Origin of the sequence: Kitasatospora sp. NPDC002965, from assembly GCF_040611255.1 — a bacterium.
GTDB lineage: Bacteria > Actinomycetota > Actinomycetes > Streptomycetales > Streptomycetaceae > Kitasatospora.
Genome location: NZ_JBEXNT010000022.1, coordinates 71,863 through 88,891, shown reverse-complemented (window position 1 = coordinate 88,891; position 17,029 = coordinate 71,863). Strand labels below are relative to the sequence as shown.

Here is a 17,029-nt window from a genome sequence, read left to right as displayed (position 1 = left end):
GCCCGGGGCGGACGGGGGCCGGCTGCCCCGGGCGCGGGCCGCGGGCCCCGGCGCGGCGAGGTGTGGGAGCCGCCGGGCGGCGCGACACTGGCCGGAGGGGGTGTCCGTGCGGGGGCCGTTACGCCGACCAGGTGGTGTGTGATGACCGAGGTGCTGTTGGCCGTCGGGACCGAGAAGGGCCTCTTTCTCGGACGCAGCCGCGACCGGCTGAACTGGGAGTTCAGCGGGCCGCACTTCCGGATGAACGCGGTCTACTCCGTCGCCGTCGACAGCCGGGACCCCGTCGACGGCGGGAACCGCCGCGACGGCCGGGTCCGGCTGCTGGTGGGCGCCGACAGCAGCCACTGGGGGCCGACCGTCCGGCGCTCGGACGACCTGGGTGCGACCTGGTCCGAACCGTCCGCACCGGCGATCCGCTTCCCCGAGCACACCGGCGCCTCGCTCACCCGGGTCTGGCAGCTCCAGCCGGCCGGCCCCGAGGCTCCGGGCGTGGTCTACGCGGGCACCGAGCCGGCCGCGCTGTTCCGCTCCGCGGACGGCGGTGAGACCTTCACGCTGGTCGAGTCGCTCTGGGAGCACCCGCAGCGCGCCGAGTGGGGCGCCGGCTACGGCGGCCAGGGCCTGCACACCGTCCTCACCGACCCCCGCGACCCCGAACGGCTGCTGGTCGCGATCTCCAGCGGCGGCGTCTACCGCAGCAAGGACGGCGGCGGCACCTGGGAGCCCTCCAACTCCGGGCTGCGCGCCGAGTTCCTCCCGGAGGAGAGCCAGTACCCCGAGTTCGGCCAGTGCGTCCACAAGATCGCGCGGGACGCCGTCAACCCCGACCGGCTCTACCTGCAGAACCACGGCGGCGTCTACCGCAGCGACGACGCGGGCGCGAGCTGGCGGTCCGTCGCCGACGGACTGCCCGCCGACTTCGGCTTCGCCGTGGCCGCCCACCCGCGCCGCGCCGACACCGCGTACGTGTTCCCGCTCGGCGGCGCCGACGACCGCATCCCGCCCGACCGCCGGTGCCGCGTCTTCCGCACCGCGGACGGCGGCGACAGCTGGCAGCCCCTGGCCGACGGGCTCCCCGGCGGGGACCACTACGGCGTCGTGCTGCGCGACGCGCTGCGCACCGACGACGCCGACCCGGCCGGGCTCTACTTCGGCACCCGCACCGGCGAGGTGTACGCCAGCCACGACGAGGGCGAGCACTGGTCACCGCTGGTCTCCCACCTGCCGGACGTCCTCTGCGTCCGCGCGGCGGTGGTGGCGGACTGACCCCGCCCCTCCCCCCGGGCGCCGTCCCGCGCACCGCAGGCGGCACGGCGGCCGGGTCGTGCCCGACGTGACGCCGGCAGGGCGGTCCGACCGGGGAAACGGGGTTGCCGTCGAACGGGACGCTCACGGAGCATGGCCGACGACGGGGTGTTCCGGTTCTCGGAGATCGGAGGGGCGGCGTGGCGGAAGCGGAAGCCGGCTGGCGGTTCGGGTACGGCACCGACGGCCTTCCGGTCGTGCGGTACCAGCGGGGCGAGCGGGAGGGCCGCCCCTGGGCCGACCGGTTGGACGTGGTCGGCCGGACCCGGCCGTGCCGGCCCGGTACGTGCTGGCGGAGATGGCCGGCTGGGTGGTCTCCGGCCCCGTCCCGCTCGGCCGGGAGCTGCTGCGCCGTGGCGCGACCCCGCTGCGGCACGGCCACACCATGCACCGGAGCCTGGTCGACGCCCCTCCCGCCGGGGGCTGGCCGTCCTGGGCGCGGACCCCGCTCCGGGAGGGTTTCCAGGTCGTACCGTGCGACCGCGGGGCCACCGAGCTGGACGGGCCGTCCCGGGCCGCCTTCCGTCCCGGGCACCCAGACCACCGCCCCGAGACGCACGGGGACGACCCGGTGCGGAGGATGGCCGAACTGCTCTCCGGAAGCGTCATCGGCCCCCTGCTGCCGGCCAGCGCCCTGGTCGTCGACGACGCCGACCGGGTGGCCGCCGGCGCCGTCCTGACCGACTGGGACGGCCTGCCCTGGATCGCCCACGTCTTCCGTGACCCGGACCTCGGCTACCCCGGCCTCGGCCGGGACCTGCTGCGCCGCGTCCTCGCCGGCATCGCCGCCGACGGCGCCACCGGGATCGGCCTGGCGGTGACCGAGGGCAACCGGGCCCGGCAGCTGTACGAGTCGCTCGGCTTCTCGGTCACGCGCAGCACGCTGACGGTGATCGTCCCCTGAGTCGTGCGGCGGCCGGGCCGTACGACACCCCGGGCGGACCGGGGAGCACCGGTCCGCCCCGCCCGGGACAGCTCCCGCCAGGGACAGCCTCAGGGGCGGGCCAGCTCCAGGACGGCTATCCCGGCCAGGACGGTCGCGCTCGCCGCCATCCGCATCCGCCCGAGGCGCTCCCGGAAGACCACGGTGGCGATCAGTGCGGCCATCACGATGCTCGTCTCGCGCAGCGCGGCGATGCTCGCCAGGTTCCCCCGCGACTGTGCCCAGACCACCAGCCCGTACGCCGTCAGCGACAGCACCCCGCCGAGCAGCCCCACCGGGACCAGCGGGCCGGCCCCGACCAGCAGGCCCCGGCCCCTGCGCGCCCAGGCGATCAGGGCCAGGACCGGCCCCTGGAGCAGGAACAGCCAGGCCACGTAGCCGCCGACCGTCCCCGCGTGCCGCACGCCGCCGCCGTCCAGCACCGTGTACGCGGCGATCATCACCCCGGTACCGGCGGCCGCCCCGAGCGCGGGCAGGTGCGCCCGCCCCGGTATCCCCCGGGCGAAGGCCAGTCCGATCAGACCGCAGGAGATGACGGCGACGCCGAGCAGCTCGCCGCCGCCGAGCTCGTCGCCCAGCACCGTGACGGACAGGACCGCCACCAGCAGCGGAGCCGAGCCCCGGGCGATCGGGTACATCTGCCCGAAGTCCCCCAGCTGGTAGGCCCGGAGGAGCAGCAGCTGGGAGGTCACCTGCATCACCACCGAGGCGATCAGGTACGGCCAGGCCGCGGCGGCCGGCAGCGGGTTGAGCAGCACCAGCACCACCGCGCACCCGGTGTACACGAGGTTGATCAGGGCGAAGCCGACCAGTTTGTCCTGGAGCCGGTGGGCCAGGCCGTTCCAGACCGCGTGCAGCACGGCGGCGGCGAGGACCACCACCGGGACGGCCGCAGGACCGGACGCGGGGCCGGCCCCGGCAGTGGCCGCGGCGACGGCCACTGCTCCGGCGGTGACAGCAGGCATGGCGGAACTCCCCCTGAACTCTCTGAACCCTCGGACCCCTCTGAACCCTCGGACTTGGAACAGAATTCCACGCTACAGTAGATCCATGGAAGAGCGTTCCGAATATTTCCCCCCGCCGGAGACCCGGCTGGAATCCCGGCTGGCCGCGCACATCCGCGCGCGGCTCGGCGAGTTGCGGGGCACCGAGGCCCGGGTCGCCCGGGTGGTCCTCGCCCGGGGCGCCGACCTGGTCGACCTCAGCGTCAGCGACGTCGCGGAGCTCGCCGGCACCGCGCCGTCCTCCGTGGTCCGGGCCTGCCAGCGGCTCGGCTTCCGCGGCTACCAGGAGCTGAAGATCGCCGCCGTCCGGCAGGCGCCCGCGCCGGCGCCCGACCCGGCGGACCCCCGGGACCCGGCGGCGCGGGCCCTCGCCGACACCGTCCGCGCCGCCCGCGAGGCCCTCGACGGGATGGCCGCCACCCTCGGCGCCGACGACCTCCGGGCGGCGGCCGAGGCCCTCGACTCCGCTGACCACGTCCTGGTCGTCGGCGCGGGCCTCTCCGGCGCGGTCGTCCTCGACGCCGCCTACCGCCTGCGCGCCCTGGGCATCCTCGCCGACTCACCCGCCGACCCGATCACCGCCCAGTTCGCGGCCGCCCAACTCCCCTCCACCGCAGCCTGCCTGGCCGTCAGTCACACCGGTGCCACGCGCACCGTCGTCGACGCCGCCCGCCACGCCCGCGCCAACGGCGCCGCCGTCGTCGCCCTCACGAGCTACGCCCGCTCGCCGCTCAGCGAGACGGCGACGCACACGCTGGTCGCCGGCGGACAGGACCTCGTCTTCGGCCTGGAGACCACCGCCAGCCGCATCGCCCACCTCACCGTCGTCGACGCGCTGACCTCGACACTGCTCTCCCTGCGCGGTGAGACGGCCGAGCGGGCCCTGCGCCTGTCGGCGGACGTGACGGCGGACCACGCGTACTGAAGGGGGCGGCCGGGCTCGGACGGGACCCCTGCCCTGCTCTCAAGGGGTGAAATGGCAACGTCGCCGGTCAGGCGCGGTGTGTAGGCTCGCGGACATGGCGAGGGTGACGCGGGACGACGTGGCGAGGGTGGCGGGGACGTCTACCGCGGTCGTGAGTTATGTGATCAACGACGGACCGCGCCCGGTGGCTGCTGCCACCCGGGCCCGAGTCCTGGCAGCGGTCGAGGAGTTGGGGTACCGGCCGAACCGGGTCGCGCAGGCGATGGCGCGGCGGCGCACCGACCTGATCGGGATGGTCGTGCCGGACGCCCGGCAGCCGTTCTTCGCCGAACTGGCGCACACGGTGGAGCGGGCGGCGGCCGAACGCGGGCGGCTGCTGCTCATCGGCAACTCCGACTACGCCGACGAACGCGAGGCCCACTACATCCGCGCCTTCCTCGGGATGCAGGTGGACGGGCTGATCCTGGTCACCCAGGACCCGTCGGCCCCCGGGGTGGTCGGCATCGACTCCACCGAGGGAACGCCGGTGGTACTGCTGCACCACCGGGCGGAGACCGAGCACGGGCTCGCCGTGGTGGCCGACGACGAGGGCGGCGCCCGGGAGGTCGTGCGCCACCTGCTCGGCCACGGGCACGCCGAAGTCCACTGCTTCGGCGGCACCTTCTCGCTCAGCCCGAGCGACCCGGTGACCGTGCGGACCGCAGGCTGGGCCGTCGCCCTCACCGAGGCGGGGATCTCCACCGAGGGGCGGCTGACGCAGGCTCCCTTCGACCGCGTGCGGGCGCACCGTGAGGCGCTCACGCTGCTGGCGCGCGCCGACCGTCCGTCCGCGGTCTTCTGCGCGACCGACGACCAGGCGATCGGCCTGCTGCGGGCCGCCGACGACCTGGGCATCCGGGTGCCGGAGGACCTCGCGGTGGCGGGCTTCGACGACATCGCCGAGGCGGTGATCGCCGGTCCGTCGCTGACCAGCGTGGCCACCGCGCAGGAGGAGATGGCGCGCGCCGCCGTCGGCCTGGTGCTCGGGGACCGCCCGGGCGGGGAGGGTGACGCGCGGCCTGACGGCGAACCCGCGTCGAACGGGGCCCGGATGTTCCCGGCCCGGATGGTCGTCCGCCGCTCCTGCGGTTGCGATCCGAAGCGCGCGGAGCAGGACACCGGGCGGAGCGAGGAGCCGGTCCGAGCCGTCCTGCGCTGAGCCGCACCGGGCCGACGCCGCACGGGAACGGCGAGCGGCGGGCGGCGGGCGACCGGCGCGCAGCGGGCGGCGGGCGGCGGCGGGCGCTACCCCTCCGCGCCCGGCGGCGGGCCGAGCATGACGTCCAGGTTCTCGTGGCCGTCGGGGGCGACGAGCCGGTCCAGGTTGAGGGCGGAGATGCCCGCCCAGAACGCGCCGCGCTCGAACATCGCCTTCTCGTACCCGGCGATCGCGGCGTCGAGCGCTCCCGCCTCCCACCGCTCTCCGGCGAGGACGGGGGCCACGGCGAGAGCGAGTTCGGCCGCGTCCCACATCGCGAGGTTGACGCCCTTGCCCGCGAACGGCGACATCAGGTGCGCCGCGTCGCCGACCAGGGTGACCCCCGGGGCGCGCCGCCAGGTCAGGCCGACCGGGAGCATGTCCAGCCGCTGGGCGCGCAGGCTGTCGTCACAGGCGGCCAGCGCCGACCGGAACTCCGGTGCCCAGTCCGCGAAGTGACGCGCGACGGCGGCGCGGGTGCGGACCGGGTCCTGCTCGGAGAGGCCGGCGGACTCCAGCCAGCTCTCGGCGCTGCGGTAGAAGGCGTAGATCCGGATCCGGCCGTCGCTGTTGCGTTGCAGGGCGAGGCCCTTGTTGTCCTGGAAGGCGTACAGGCTGCCGTTGCCGACGAAGGCGGCGGCCCCGGGAGCGGTGCGGTCCGCGTCCGGGATGCCGAGTTCGACGAGGCTGACACCGGTGTAGCGCGGCTCGGTGCCGGTGAGCAGGGGGCGGACGCGCGAGCGGGCGCCCTCGGCGCCGACGAGCAGGTCGCAGGTCTCGACCGTGCCGTTGTCGAAGTGGAGCCGGTACCGGCCGTCGCCGAGCGGTTCGGCGCGGTCGAGGCGGTGCCCCCACCGGACGGTGGCCGGGGGGAGGGAGTCGAGGAGGAGGGCGCGCAGGTCGCCGCGGTCGATCTCGGGAGCGCCGTCCTCGTCGGGCGAGTTCGCGTTTCCGGGGGCGCCCGGGCGCGCTCCTCGGCCCTCTCCCGCGTCCGTTCCTGCGCCCTCGCCGGCGGGTCGGCCGGTGTCGAAGGCGCTGTGGACGGTGCCGTGCTTGTCGAGCAGGCGGAAGTCCTCGCCCTCGGGCCGGGCCTTGGCCCAGAACTCGGCGTCCAGCCCGGCCTCCCGGACGGCGCGCCGTCCGGTGTCGCCGTGCAGGTCGAGAGTGCCTCCCTGGACGCGGGCGTCGCGGGAGGGCTCGCGCTCGTACACGGTGGCGGCGACGCCGTGGACGTGGAGGACGCGGGCGAGGGTGAGTCCGGCGGGGCCGCCGCCGATGACGGCGACGTGCGGCGTGGTCGTGATTCCGGTCATTGGTGCGCACTTCTCCTTGAGAGGGGGAGATCGCGAAGGCCCGAACGCCGTCCCAGTCTGGTCGGCCGGGCGCTCGGGTTGAAGACCGGAATCGGACGGTACGGGCCGGCACCGTGAACGGAGGGGACGGCCCGGGCCCGGACGGGGATCCGGCGGGGAACGCGCGTGTGCCCGCACCGGTGTCCGGTACGGGCACGCGCACGTCGGGGCCGGGCTCCCGCCGGAGTTCGTCGACCGGGCCGTCGTCCGGCGGGGGCCCGCGCCGGGGACGGGCCGCCCCCGGCGGAGCAGGTCACCGCCCTCGCCGACGCACCGGGCCGGAAGGCCCGGTGACGACGCGACACCGCCGGGGCGGGCGGCGCCGGCCCGGATTGCGCCCGGACCGGCCCGGAATCGTCCGAGGTGCCCGAGGTGTCCGAGACGACGTACTTGCGGATCGCGCCCGAACGGCCGACGGTCGCCCGGACCTCAGCCCGAGGCCCTGGCGATCCGCCGGAACACCACGGCGAGGGCGATGACGGCGAGCACGACCAGGATGCCCGTCTCGACGAGCTGGATCGGGACGAAGTGCGAGACCGGGTGGTAGTGCCCCCAGGCGCCGACCGCTTCGTCGCACTCGTAGCTCGCCACGCAGTACCCGTCCGGGGCCCTCGTGCCGTCCGGCAGGACGATGCCCCGCTCGACCAGCCAGGCGTTGGTGGGCTGCATGAAGCCGCCCATGGACTCGTCGTACGGCACCACGGCGTCGACCACCGGCCAGAGGTACGGCCGGACCAGCCGCATCACGACGCTCGCGATCACCATCAGCACCCCGCTCACCAGCACGGCGGTGACCGTCCGGCGCACCAGTTCCCCGACCAGCACCCCCAGCGCCAGGCCGAACAGCGACCAGGCGAACGGGGCCAGGCCGAGCGCGGGGTAGGTGGAGGTCTGGAACGGCGGGTCGAAGCCGGCCGGACCGTGGATGACGTCGGTCCACCACACCCAGGTGGTCAGCAGGGACAACACCCCGACGGCCGGCAGGACGACCAGCCCGGCGACGGCGAGCCGGGCCGCGAGCCAGCGACGCGGAGCGACGGACTGCGCCAGCACCAGGCGGATCGTGCCGCGCTCGTACTCCTGGGCGAGCAGCGGCCCACCGAGGAACATGCCCAGCACGACGGGAAGCGCGAAGACGGCGGGCTGGACCAGATCGGTGAACGCCCTGGCCGCGAGTTCGATGCGCTGGATCAGGGGCCAGCACTGGCGTTCCCCCCAGAAGGACGAGTCCAGGCAGCCCCTCTGCTCCATGACTCCGGCCCGGTCCTGGACGACGAAGTGGATGGTGAGCAGCACGACGGTGGCGAGGACGAGCAGGGCGGCGGTGACCCGGATCGCGGACCGGCTCTGCCGGAGGGCCAGCCAGAGGAGCCCGGTCGGCCGGCGCGCGGGACGGGTCGGGCCCGCCGGGCCGTCGGCGGACCCCTGGGCGGCCCGGCCGCTCAACAGGCTGGTGCTCATGCGGCGGCCTCTCGGTCGGGCTCTGCGGAGCCGGCGGTACGCGTGGTGGTGCCGGGGCGGTCGGCGATCGGGGTGCGGAGGTAGGCCAGCAGCAGTTCCTCCAGGCTCGGCCGGGTCGCCTCCCACGGGCCCGCCACCGCCTCCCCGGTGCGGATCAGCGCGGTGACCTGACGCCCCCGGACGCGCTTCTCCACGGCCAGCTCGTCGGGGAGTTGGGCGGCCCCGGCCGCACCGGTGAGCAGCTGGTGGCCGTCGAGGATCTCCTCCAGGTCGCCGGCGAGCCGGATGCGCCCGGACTGCATCAGGAGCAAGTGGTCGATGACGCCGTCGAGTTCGGGCAGGATGTGGGAGGAGATCAGGATCGTGGTGCCGCGGTCGGCAGCCTCCGCCATCAGGGCGCCCATCAGTTCGTGCCGGGCGAGCGGGTCGAGGTCGGCCATCGGCTCGTCCAGCAGGAGCAGGTCGGCGCGCTTGCCGAGGGCCACGGCGAGCGCGACCCTGGTCCGCTGGCCGCCCGAGAGCGAACCGATCTTCGCCCGGTGGTCCAACTCCCCCAGGTTCACGACCTTCTGCGCCACGTCCTCGTCCCAGCGCGGGTTCAGCTCGCGGCCGAGACGGAGGGTGTCGGCCACCGTGAAGGAGGGGTAGAGCGGCTTCTCCTGGGTCACGTAGGCGACCCGGGTCCGCAGCTCGGGGGTGCCCGACGGCTCGCCGAGGACCCGCAGTTCCCCGGCGGTGGGCTTGATCAGACGGGCGGCCAGCGTCAACAGGGTGCTCTTTCCGGCCCCGTTGGCGCCGACCACCCCGCAGATCCGGCCGGCCGGAACGGTGAAGCTGCAGTCCCGCAGGGCCCACCGGTCCCCCCGGTAGCGCTTGCCCAGCCCCACGGCCTCGACCGCCGGTCGGCTGTCGGCCTCGGATGTCATGCGGTCCCCCCGCCCTCCTTGTTCGGCGCCGCCGGGGCGACCCCGGTCTCGAAGCGCTGTTCCAGTACGGAGGCCATCAGGGCGTCGATGTCCTCCCGGTCGAGCCCGGCCTCCCGGGCCTCGTCGACCCACCCGACCAGTCCCGCGCGCAACGGACCGTCGGCGGCCGCCTCCGGTCGGGCGAGGGAGCGGCGGACGAAGGTGCCGAGTCCCGGTCGGGGTTCGACCAGCCCTTCGCGTTCCAGCTCGCGGTAGGCCTTGAGCACCGTGTTGGGGTTGATCGCGGTCTGCTCGACCACCTCCCGCGCGGTCGGCAGCTTGTCCCCCGGCTGGAGCATCCCGAGCCGCAGCGCCTGCTTGGTCTGCTGCACGATCTGCTGGTACGTGGAGACGCCGCTGCGCCGCTCGATGCGGTACTCGATCACACTCGCATCGCCCTTTCACTAGTTCAATAGTGGAATGGTGGCGCACCGCACCACCGCGGTCAAGTCGAACCAGGGGGGTCTCCGGCGGCTACGGGCGCTTCAGCAGGAGCAGGCCGCCGCCGTCCACGACGGGCCGGTAGCCCTCCCGCTCGTAGCGGCCGAGCATGCGCCTGGTGTCCTCGACGGCACAGGGCGCCTTCACGCTCGGGTCCGTGAGGTCGACGGCCACCCACTGCGGCCCGGTGGGCGCCTGCGCACCGGACGCAGGCGCCGGCTCGCGGCAGACCAGGGCGACCGTCGCCCGCCCGGTCAGCTGCGCGGCGAGCCGGTTGGACGCGGCGACGGTGGCGCCGTCGGGTATCCGGGCGAGCATCGCCCGGGCCTGCGCGAGCCGGGGCGACGTCCGCCAGGCCTCGGGCATCACCACCTCGTGCAGCGGGAAGGCGGGGAACGTCACGGCGGCGACCAGCGCACCGACCGCCAGGGCCCGCCGGGCGCTGCGGACGCGGCGGACCCGGCCCGGCTCCGCGGCGTCCGCGGCACCTCCCGGCGCCTCGACCGGCCCCGGCACCTCCGCCGCCCCCGGGGCGCCGGACCCGCCCCGGGCGCCCTCCGGGGCGGTCGCATCCGCCCGGCCCGGCAGCCCGGCCCGGCCCAGGGCGTCCACCAGGGCCGCCACCGCCAGCGGCATCAGCACCGCGCTGTAGTGGTAGCCCACCCCCCAGTAGTGCGGGTTGTCGGCGAGCAGCCGCCAGGCGAGGGTGGGCACGCAGAGCAGCGCGAGCGGCGAGCGCAGCCCGAGGAACCCCGCGGTCGCGGCGAGCAGGAACAGCAGCAGCCACTTCAGCGGCGGCCACCCGAGGCGGGCGACCGGCGCCCACGGCGCCGTGGTGGTGCCGCCGGAACCGAGCTGGCGCCAGTAGTCGAAGCCGCCGTCCGGGTTGAACGACGGCAGCACCACCAGCACGGTCAGTGCGGTGGCGGCGACCCCGAGGAGCGCCACGCCGAACCCCAGCGCCCGGCCGCCGCCCGCGCGCGGTGCCCGCCGGAAGATCAGCACCCCGAAGGCGGCGACGGTCAGCCCGAGGTCCTCCTTCACCAGGACCAGCGGCAGGGCCCAGAGCGCCGCCGCCACGGGCCGGCCGCGCCCGAGCGCCGTCGCCGCGAACGCGAGCAGCGGCACCGCGAACGCGATCTCGTGGAAGTCGTCGGCGGCCGCGTTGACGATCCCCCAGGACGCCCCCGTCAGCACCCCGACGGTCAGCGCGACCCGCCGCCCGCCCACCTCGTACGCCCAGCAGGTGAGCGGCACGACCGCCAGCGCCATCAGCACCGCCTGCGCGACGAGCAGCGTCACGGCGCCGGGAAACGCCCGGTAGAACGGGGCCAGCGTGACGAGCACCGGGTGGAAGTGGTCCCCGAGCAGGTGGTAGCCGGGCCCCTTGAGCAGAACGACCGGCGCCTCACCGTGGGCGTACGCGCGGACCGCCTGCTCGAAGATCCCCAGGTCGTACGCCTGGGTGAGCATGCGCCGGTGCCGGTTGACGGCGACGCAGCCGTACAGGACGGCGAAGAGGCCCGCCAGCGCCCAGGCCGGCGCCCAGGCCGGCCGCGGCGCCGACGACCGGGCCGACAGTCGCACCGACGACCGCACCGACGACCCGGAGCGGCGGAGGCGGGACCGGAGGAGGGAGAGGAACGGGAGCATGAGCAAAGTACCCTTCCACTAATGAATTAGTGGAAGGGTGTTGGAGCCCCGTAGCGCCCGTCAACCCCGGACCGGCCGACGCCGACCGGGCCCTCCGGCCTGCCCTCGGGCCCCCCGGGTCAGCCCGAAAGGGCAGCTCGGAAGGGCAGCTCGGAGGGGTTCCGGCGGTGGTCGGAGGTCAGAAGTTGAGGTGGGCGAGGACGGCGAGGACCCGCCGGTTGTCGTCGCCCGACTGCGCGAGGCCCAGCTTTCCGAAGATGTTGTTGGTGTGCTTGCTCACCGACTTCTCCGTGATGCAGAGCTCCCGGGCCACCGCCGCGTTGCTGCGCCCCTCGGCCATCAGCGCGAGCACCTCACGCTCCCGGGTGGTGAGCGACCGCATCGAGTCCTTCGTCGAGTTCCGTTGCAGCAGCTGGGAGATGACCGAGGTGTCCATCGCGGTCCCACCCGCGGCCACCCGCCGCACCGCATCGACGAACTCGCTGACCTCGAAGACCCGGTCCTTGAGCAGGTACCCGATGCCGCCCCGGTGGTCCGTGAGCAGCTCCCGGGCGTAGAGGTGCTCGACGTGCTGCGACAGCACCAGCACGGGCAGGTCGGGGAGTTCGCGCCGGGCCCGGGTGACCGCGTGCAACCCCTCGTCGGTGAAGGTCGGCGGGAGCCGGACGTCGACGACCGCGACGTCCGGGCGGTGTTCCAGCAGCGCCGTCAGCAGGCTCGGGCCGTCGTCCACCGCCGCGACCACCTCGAAGTCGTTGAGCGTCAGCAGCTGGGTGATGCCCTCCCGCAGCAGCGCCAGGTCCTCGGCGATCACAACACGCATGGCAGCTCCATCGTCACCGTGGTGGGGCCACCCACCGGACTGTGCAGGTCGAGGGTCCCGTCGAAGGGCGCGAGCCGTCGACGCAGACCGTCCAGTCCACCGCCCTCGCGGACCTTCGCACCCCCGCCGCCGTCGTCGCCGACGACCAGCCGGAGCCGGCCGTCGGCGTACCCGAGCCGGATCCAGGCCGAGCCGGCGGCGCTGTGCTTGGCCACGTTCGCGAGGACCTCGGCGACGGCGAAGTAGCCGGCCGACTCGACGGGCGGTTCCGGCCGCCCCGGCAGGTCTATGTCGACCTGGACCGGGATCGGCAGATCGAGGGCGAGCGCCCGGACGGCACCGTCGAGGCCGCGCTCGGCGAGGACCGGCGGGTGGATGCCGCGGACGAGGTCCCGCAGCTCGGCGAGGGCCTGGGCGCTGGCCGCACGGGCATCGGCCAGCAGCCGGTACGCGGTGTCCGGATCCTTGCGGAACATCTGGGACGCCAGACCGAGCTTGAGCCCGATCGCCACCAGCCGGGCCTGGGCGCCGTCGTGCAGGTCCCGCTCGATCCGGCGCAGCTCGGCGGCCTGCGCGTCCACCGCCGCCGACCGCGTCTCGGTCAGCTCCGCGACCCGCCTTGAGAGGTACGCCTCGGCGGTCGGGGAGAGCAGCCTGCGCGTGATCCGGCTGTGCGCACGCAGGAGCCGTTCCGCGCTCCAGAACCCGAGGAGCAGGATGCCCGTCCCCTGGAAGAACGAGAGCAGCGCCGCCGTGGTGCTGTCCACGGGCCAGATCAGCCCGTACCCGTACCCGGGGTCCATCAGCGGCCAGAACAGCGGGGTGGCGACCACGCCGTGGATGCCGTAGATCATCAGCCAGCAGGGCAGGAGGCCGAGGAGCAGGCCGACCGGGACGTCGACGAGCAGCCAGAGCAGGTCCCGCCAGGTCGACCGGTCGGTGAGCAGCAGCCGGCAGTAGCGCACGCTGCTCGGCACGTCGAGCAGCTCGAACTCGTCGCCCTCGCGTGGCCGGTAGGGGCTGGGTATGGCCACGCCGCACCAACTGCCGAGGAACCGCCGGTGAAGGTCGGCGAGGCCGCGCACGGCGAACAGCGCGATCGGCAGGGTGATGAAGCCGACCCCCAGCGGGAGCAGCCCCAGCGACACGACCGAGAGCACGAGCAGCGGCACGGCGCCGAGCTGGGAGAGCAGGGCCACGGCCAGGCCGCGCCGCGCGGCCACCAGGCCGTCCCGCAGCCAGGTGAGGAGATCGGCACGCGGCCACGGCGGCCACCGGGCACTGCTCACGGGCACTGTAGGCTCCCGGCTCCCGGCTAGTCAGTCCACGGTTCGTCCGCCCACGGCGACCGCCACGGACCCCCCACCACGTCCCCCCTTCACGAAGGGTACTTGAGCAGGACAACCCCAGGGCCGGAAGGGGGGTTAACTCCCCCCTGAGGAGGGGGGTTACTCCGGTTCTCCCGGGGCCCCCCACCGACCAGACTTCTCGCCATGAGCGCTGAGTCCGCGACCTTGCCCGAAGTCCCCGCCGTCCACCGGGACGCCTCCCGGCCCGAGTCCGGCGGCAGCGACTTCGCCCAGCTGACCCGCCGAATAGCGGCCGAGGGGCTGCTCGACCGACGTCCCGTCTACTACACGGTGCGCATCGGCGTGGTGCTGGCCGCGTTCGCCGGCAGCTGGTGGGCGCTCTTCGCGCTGGGCGACACCTGGCTGCAGCTCGGCCTCGCGGCGGTGATGTCCGTCGTCTTCGCCCAGCTCGGACTGCTCTCGCACGACCTCGCCCACCGCCAGGTGTTCAACCAGCGCCTCCACAGCGAGTTCGGCGGGCGCATCGCGGCGAACCTGCTGATGGGCATGAGCTACGGCTGGTGGATGAACAAGCACACCCGCCACCACGCCAACCCGAACCACGAGGAGCGGGATCCGGACGTCAACCCGGAGATCGTGGTGTGGTCCCAGCAGCAGGCCCGCAAGGCCCGCGGGGTGGCCCGGTTCATCGGCCGGCGGCAGGCCTTCCTCTTCGTTCCGCTGCTCACCCTCGAAGGCCTCAACCTCAGCTTCAACAGCTTCCGGGCGCTCCGCAGCCCGATCATGAAGCGCCCGTACCTCGAAGGCACCCTGCTCGTCCTGCACTTCGCCGCGTACTTCGGACTCGTCTTCACCGCTCTCCCGGCCGGCAAGGCGTTCGCGTTCCTCGCCGTCCACCAGGCGCTGCTCGGCATCTACCTGGGGTGCGTCTTCGCCCCCAACCACAAGGGCATGCTGATGGTGACGCCCGAGATGAAGCTCGACTTCCTCCGCCGTCAGGTGCTCACCTCGCGCAACGTCCGCGGCGGGTTCACCATCGACGCGCTCATGGGCGGCCTCAACTACCAGGTCGAGCACCACCTCTTCCCCAGCATGCCGACCCCCGCCCTGGCCCGCGCCGCCCAGCTCACCCGCGAGTTCTGCGCGGAGAAGGACATCCCGTACTACGAGACCGGTCTGCTCCGCTCCTACCGGGAGATCTTCGCCCACCTCCACCGGACGGGCGAGCCGCTCCGCAGCGGGGAGTAGGGGAGCCGGGAACGCCGCGGCGGGCGCGGCGAGGGGCCGCCGTCGTCCCGACGGCGGCGCCGGCGGTCGGTCGTGGCGGGGCGGGCAGTCACCGGACGAGCTCGTCGGCCAGCAGGTCCATCAGCAGATTGTCGTGCCACGTCCCGTCGGGCCCGCGCTCGTACTGCCGCATCGTCCCGACCGGGCGGAACCCGACCTTCTCGTAGCAGCGGATCGCCGCCGCGTTGTCGGCCGCGGGGTCGATGATCAGCCGGTGGTAGTGGTGGTGGTCGACGAGGTGACGGGCCAGGGTGCGGACGGCGTCCGTTCCGTACCCCCGGCCGTGGCAGACCGGGTCGACGTAGATGTCCATGCCCGCGTGGCGGTACTCGTCGTCGTTCTCGGCGTACCACTGGACGGCTCCGACCGTCTGCCCCTCCGCCTCGATCACCAGGGTCTCGGTGCCCGGTTCGGCGAGGTCGGTGGTGACGGCGTCGGTGAGGTCGTCACCACCCCGCCAGCGGGCGTAGACCTCGGGTGTGCGGCGCACGGCGACGAGGGCCGGGATGTCGTCGGCCGTTGCGGAGCGGAGCGTGACGTGGGTGCCGTGCAGGATCGTCCCCATAGAGCGCATGCTTCCACGGAAGGGGTCGTTCGGCGAGCCGTTTTCCGCGTGGCACCCACCCGCCGTCACCAGGAGCGACTCGCCGCCGCGCAGGTGGGCCCGGGGCGTCAGCTGCCGAGCACGCGGGCCTTCTGCGCCGCGAACTCCTCGTCCGTGAGGACGCCCTGGTCACGGAGCGTGGCGAGTTCCTTGAGCTGGTCGAGCTTCTCCTCCATGGAGGACGCGGCGGCCGGCGGGGCCGCAGGCGGTGGGGCCGCGGGAGCGGGAGCCGGGGCGGGCTCCTGCTGGGCCCACCGGCCGGCCTGGCGGCGGGACACCCTGTTGGAGACGGCGGTGGCCGTACCGGCGACGACCGCGGTACGGGCGACCCCGCGGAGCAATCCGGGCATGGTCTCCTCCTTCGGACGTGGGGACGGAGGTGGTGCAGTACGTCGGGCGGTGTGTCAGCGGAGTTCTTCGAGCGCGTCCAGCGCCTCCACGAGGTCCTGGAGCGGCACGCGGCCGCTCGCGATCATCCGGGCACCCGTCCGGCGCAGCGCGGCGGCCAGCGGAGCGGCCCAGAGGTTCTCGTAGAGGAGGACGGCGGCGGAGTCGCCCGGTTCGAGGAGGGCACCCGCCTCGGCGACGTCCTCCTCGTCGACCAGCCCGGAGGAGGCGCCTTCGAACACGGTCAGGTCGAGCCGGCCGTCCCCGTCGACGTCCGCGAGTTCGAGGCCGACCAGCGACCCGTCCTCCTCCTTCTTGACGAAGGTCAGGTCGAGGATGCGGATGATGCCGCGGTCGACCAGGTCGACCAGCAGGGGCATCCCCTCGCCGGTCAGCCGGCTGCCGGGGAACTGGATGATGACGTAGTCGATGGGGCCCGGTTCGAGCGGTTCGCCGGCTTCGCCCGTCGCGGCGGCTTCGGCGGGTTCGTTGCTCACATCAGCTCCTGGAGGACGCGGCCCGGGGGAAGACGGGCTCGGCACCACCGGGGGACGTGCTGCGGCGTGGACCGACACGGCACAACGACGTCGTCGGGCACCACGGGACGGCGTCCGGCGCAGCAGCCGGCGGGCCGGGAGAGGTGTTGTCTGCGACGCTACCCCGCCGGGCCGGGCCCGGCATCACGAGTGAGGGGGGGCGGCGGAGCCCGGTGGCCGGGCCGGACATCTCTCGGAAGAATCTCGGCGTGGGTGTCGATCCGGCCGCTGCCCGTTCGACGCAGGGGTGAGAGGCGGGGAGACGCCCCGCCCGCATCGACGAGGAGTGAGCCACCATGCCGCGCTTCATGACACTGATCCGCATCGACGAGCAGGACGGCCCCGGCCAGGCCGAGCCGGACCCCGGGTTCGAGGAGCGGATGGGGGCGCTGTTCGCGGAGATCACCAAGGCCGGGGTGATGCTGGACACCGCCGGGCTGCTGCCGACCGAGGAGGGCACCCGGGTCCTCTGGGAGGGCGGGAAGCTCAGCTACACCGACGGGCCGTTCACCGAGACCAAGGAGGTGGTGGGCGGCTACGCACTCCTCCAGTGCAAGGACAAGGCCGAGGCGCTGGAGTGGACCAGGCGGTTCCTGGAGACCCACCCGGTGAACTGGACGGTGGGTGCCGAACTGCGGCAGATCGACGAGGCCGCCACGCCTCCGGAGGCCTGATCGACGGACGATCGGACGGGTCGTGGCCGCGTTTGCCCCGGTCCGGTGCGGCTGCTCTGATGGGTGACCGTGACGGAGCGCAGCGGGGCCGGCGCGGCCGGCCCGACCGACCCGACGGAAGC

Annotated in this window: 17 protein-coding genes; 6 read left to right on the top strand and 11 right to left on the bottom strand. The window is 74.3% G+C overall.

Annotated elements, in window-relative coordinates:
- The first annotated feature begins 141 nt into the window (after window positions 1–141).
- Entirely contained in the window at window positions 142–1,266 is a 1,125-nt protein-coding gene (locus tag ABZY91_RS12545; protein WP_355401904.1) for an exo-alpha-sialidase, read from the top strand.
- A 310-nt stretch (window positions 1,267–1,576) separates the two neighbouring features.
- Window positions 1,577–2,209, top strand: coding sequence for a GNAT family N-acetyltransferase (locus ABZY91_RS12540; protein ID WP_355401902.1), 633 nt, complete (start codon window positions 1,577–1,579; stop codon window positions 2,207–2,209).
- Between the two features lie 89 nt (window positions 2,210–2,298).
- On the opposite strand, the gene ABZY91_RS12535 is transcribed toward ABZY91_RS12540, so the two are convergent.
- The gene (locus tag ABZY91_RS12535; protein ID WP_355401900.1) at window positions 2,299–3,213 is read right to left on the bottom strand and encodes a DMT family transporter; all 915 of its coding nucleotides are present in this window, start codon (window positions 3,211–3,213) and stop codon (window positions 2,299–2,301) included.
- Between the two features lie 85 nt (window positions 3,214–3,298).
- Here ABZY91_RS12535 and ABZY91_RS12530 point away from each other — a divergent pair, with 85 nt between their 5' ends.
- Both ABZY91_RS12530 and ABZY91_RS12525 read left to right on the top strand, forming a co-directional pair.
- On the top strand, window positions 3,299–4,177 hold the full coding sequence (locus ABZY91_RS12530; RefSeq protein WP_329948279.1) for a MurR/RpiR family transcriptional regulator: 879 nt from the start codon (window positions 3,299–3,301) through the stop codon (window positions 4,175–4,177).
- 94 nt (window positions 4,178–4,271) lie between these two features.
- Window positions 4,272–5,375 (top strand): LacI family DNA-binding transcriptional regulator, encoded by a 1,104-nt coding sequence (locus ABZY91_RS12525; RefSeq protein WP_355401898.1) that lies wholly within the window; start codon window positions 4,272–4,274, stop codon window positions 5,373–5,375.
- 86 nt (window positions 5,376–5,461) lie between these two features.
- Here ABZY91_RS12525 and ABZY91_RS12520 read toward each other — a convergent pair whose 3' ends face one another.
- From ABZY91_RS12520 to ABZY91_RS12490, 7 genes are all read right to left on the bottom strand, one after another.
- Complete coding sequence (locus tag ABZY91_RS12520; RefSeq protein WP_355401896.1) at window positions 5,462–6,727, bottom strand: NAD(P)/FAD-dependent oxidoreductase; 1,266 nt, start codon at window positions 6,725–6,727, stop codon at window positions 5,462–5,464.
- 468 nt (window positions 6,728–7,195) lie between these two features.
- The gene (locus ABZY91_RS12515; protein WP_355401894.1) at window positions 7,196–8,227 is read right to left on the bottom strand and encodes a hypothetical protein; all 1,032 of its coding nucleotides are present in this window, start codon (window positions 8,225–8,227) and stop codon (window positions 7,196–7,198) included.
- Window positions 8,224–9,153: an ABC transporter ATP-binding protein gene (locus ABZY91_RS12510; protein WP_355401892.1), complete on the bottom strand. Its 930-nt coding sequence runs from the start codon at window positions 9,151–9,153 to the stop codon at window positions 8,224–8,226. The genes ABZY91_RS12515 and ABZY91_RS12510 overlap by 4 nt, the downstream gene beginning before the upstream one ends.
- Window positions 9,150–9,578: a GntR family transcriptional regulator gene (locus tag ABZY91_RS12505; protein ID WP_329879314.1), complete on the bottom strand. Its 429-nt coding sequence runs from the start codon at window positions 9,576–9,578 to the stop codon at window positions 9,150–9,152. The genes ABZY91_RS12510 and ABZY91_RS12505 overlap by 4 nt, the downstream gene beginning before the upstream one ends.
- An 88-nt stretch (window positions 9,579–9,666) precedes the next feature.
- Window positions 9,667–11,286 (bottom strand): DUF2079 domain-containing protein, encoded by a 1,620-nt coding sequence (locus ABZY91_RS12500; protein WP_355401890.1) that lies wholly within the window; start codon window positions 11,284–11,286, stop codon window positions 9,667–9,669.
- 178 nt (window positions 11,287–11,464) lie between these two features.
- Window positions 11,465–12,109, bottom strand: coding sequence for a response regulator transcription factor (locus ABZY91_RS12495; RefSeq protein WP_329879316.1), 645 nt, complete (start codon window positions 12,107–12,109; stop codon window positions 11,465–11,467).
- A complete protein-coding gene (locus ABZY91_RS12490; RefSeq protein ID WP_355401888.1) occupies window positions 12,097–13,398 on the bottom strand; it encodes a sensor domain-containing protein in 1,302 nt (433 codons plus the stop codon). The genes ABZY91_RS12495 and ABZY91_RS12490 overlap by 13 nt, the downstream gene beginning before the upstream one ends.
- Before the next feature lie 204 nt (window positions 13,399–13,602).
- On the opposite strand from ABZY91_RS12490, the gene ABZY91_RS12485 reads away from it, so the two are divergent.
- A complete protein-coding gene (locus tag ABZY91_RS12485; protein ID WP_329879318.1) occupies window positions 13,603–14,667 on the top strand; it encodes an acyl-CoA desaturase in 1,065 nt (354 codons plus the stop codon).
- Window positions 14,668–14,755: 88 nt separating this feature from the next.
- On the opposite strand, the gene ABZY91_RS12480 is transcribed toward ABZY91_RS12485, so the two are convergent.
- The 3 genes from ABZY91_RS12480 to ABZY91_RS12470 form a co-directional block, all read right to left on the bottom strand.
- A complete protein-coding gene (locus ABZY91_RS12480) occupies window positions 14,756–15,271 on the bottom strand; it encodes a GNAT family protein (protein ID WP_355401886.1) in 516 nt (171 codons plus the stop codon).
- Between the two features lie 107 nt (window positions 15,272–15,378).
- On the bottom strand, window positions 15,379–15,660 hold the full coding sequence (locus ABZY91_RS12475) for an SHOCT domain-containing protein (RefSeq protein ID WP_329948286.1): 282 nt from the start codon (window positions 15,658–15,660) through the stop codon (window positions 15,379–15,381).
- A gap of 54 nt (window positions 15,661–15,714) precedes the next feature.
- Window positions 15,715–16,194 carry a DUF6325 family protein gene (locus ABZY91_RS12470; RefSeq protein WP_355401884.1) on the bottom strand — a complete coding sequence of 160 codons (480 nt, stop codon included), beginning with the start codon at window positions 16,192–16,194 and terminating at the stop codon, window positions 15,715–15,717.
- A gap of 335 nt (window positions 16,195–16,529) precedes the next feature.
- Here ABZY91_RS12470 and ABZY91_RS12465 point away from each other — a divergent pair, with 335 nt between their 5' ends.
- Window positions 16,530–16,907, top strand: coding sequence for a YciI family protein (locus ABZY91_RS12465; RefSeq protein WP_329879322.1), 378 nt, complete (start codon window positions 16,530–16,532; stop codon window positions 16,905–16,907).
- Window positions 16,908–17,029: the final 122 nt, after the last annotated feature.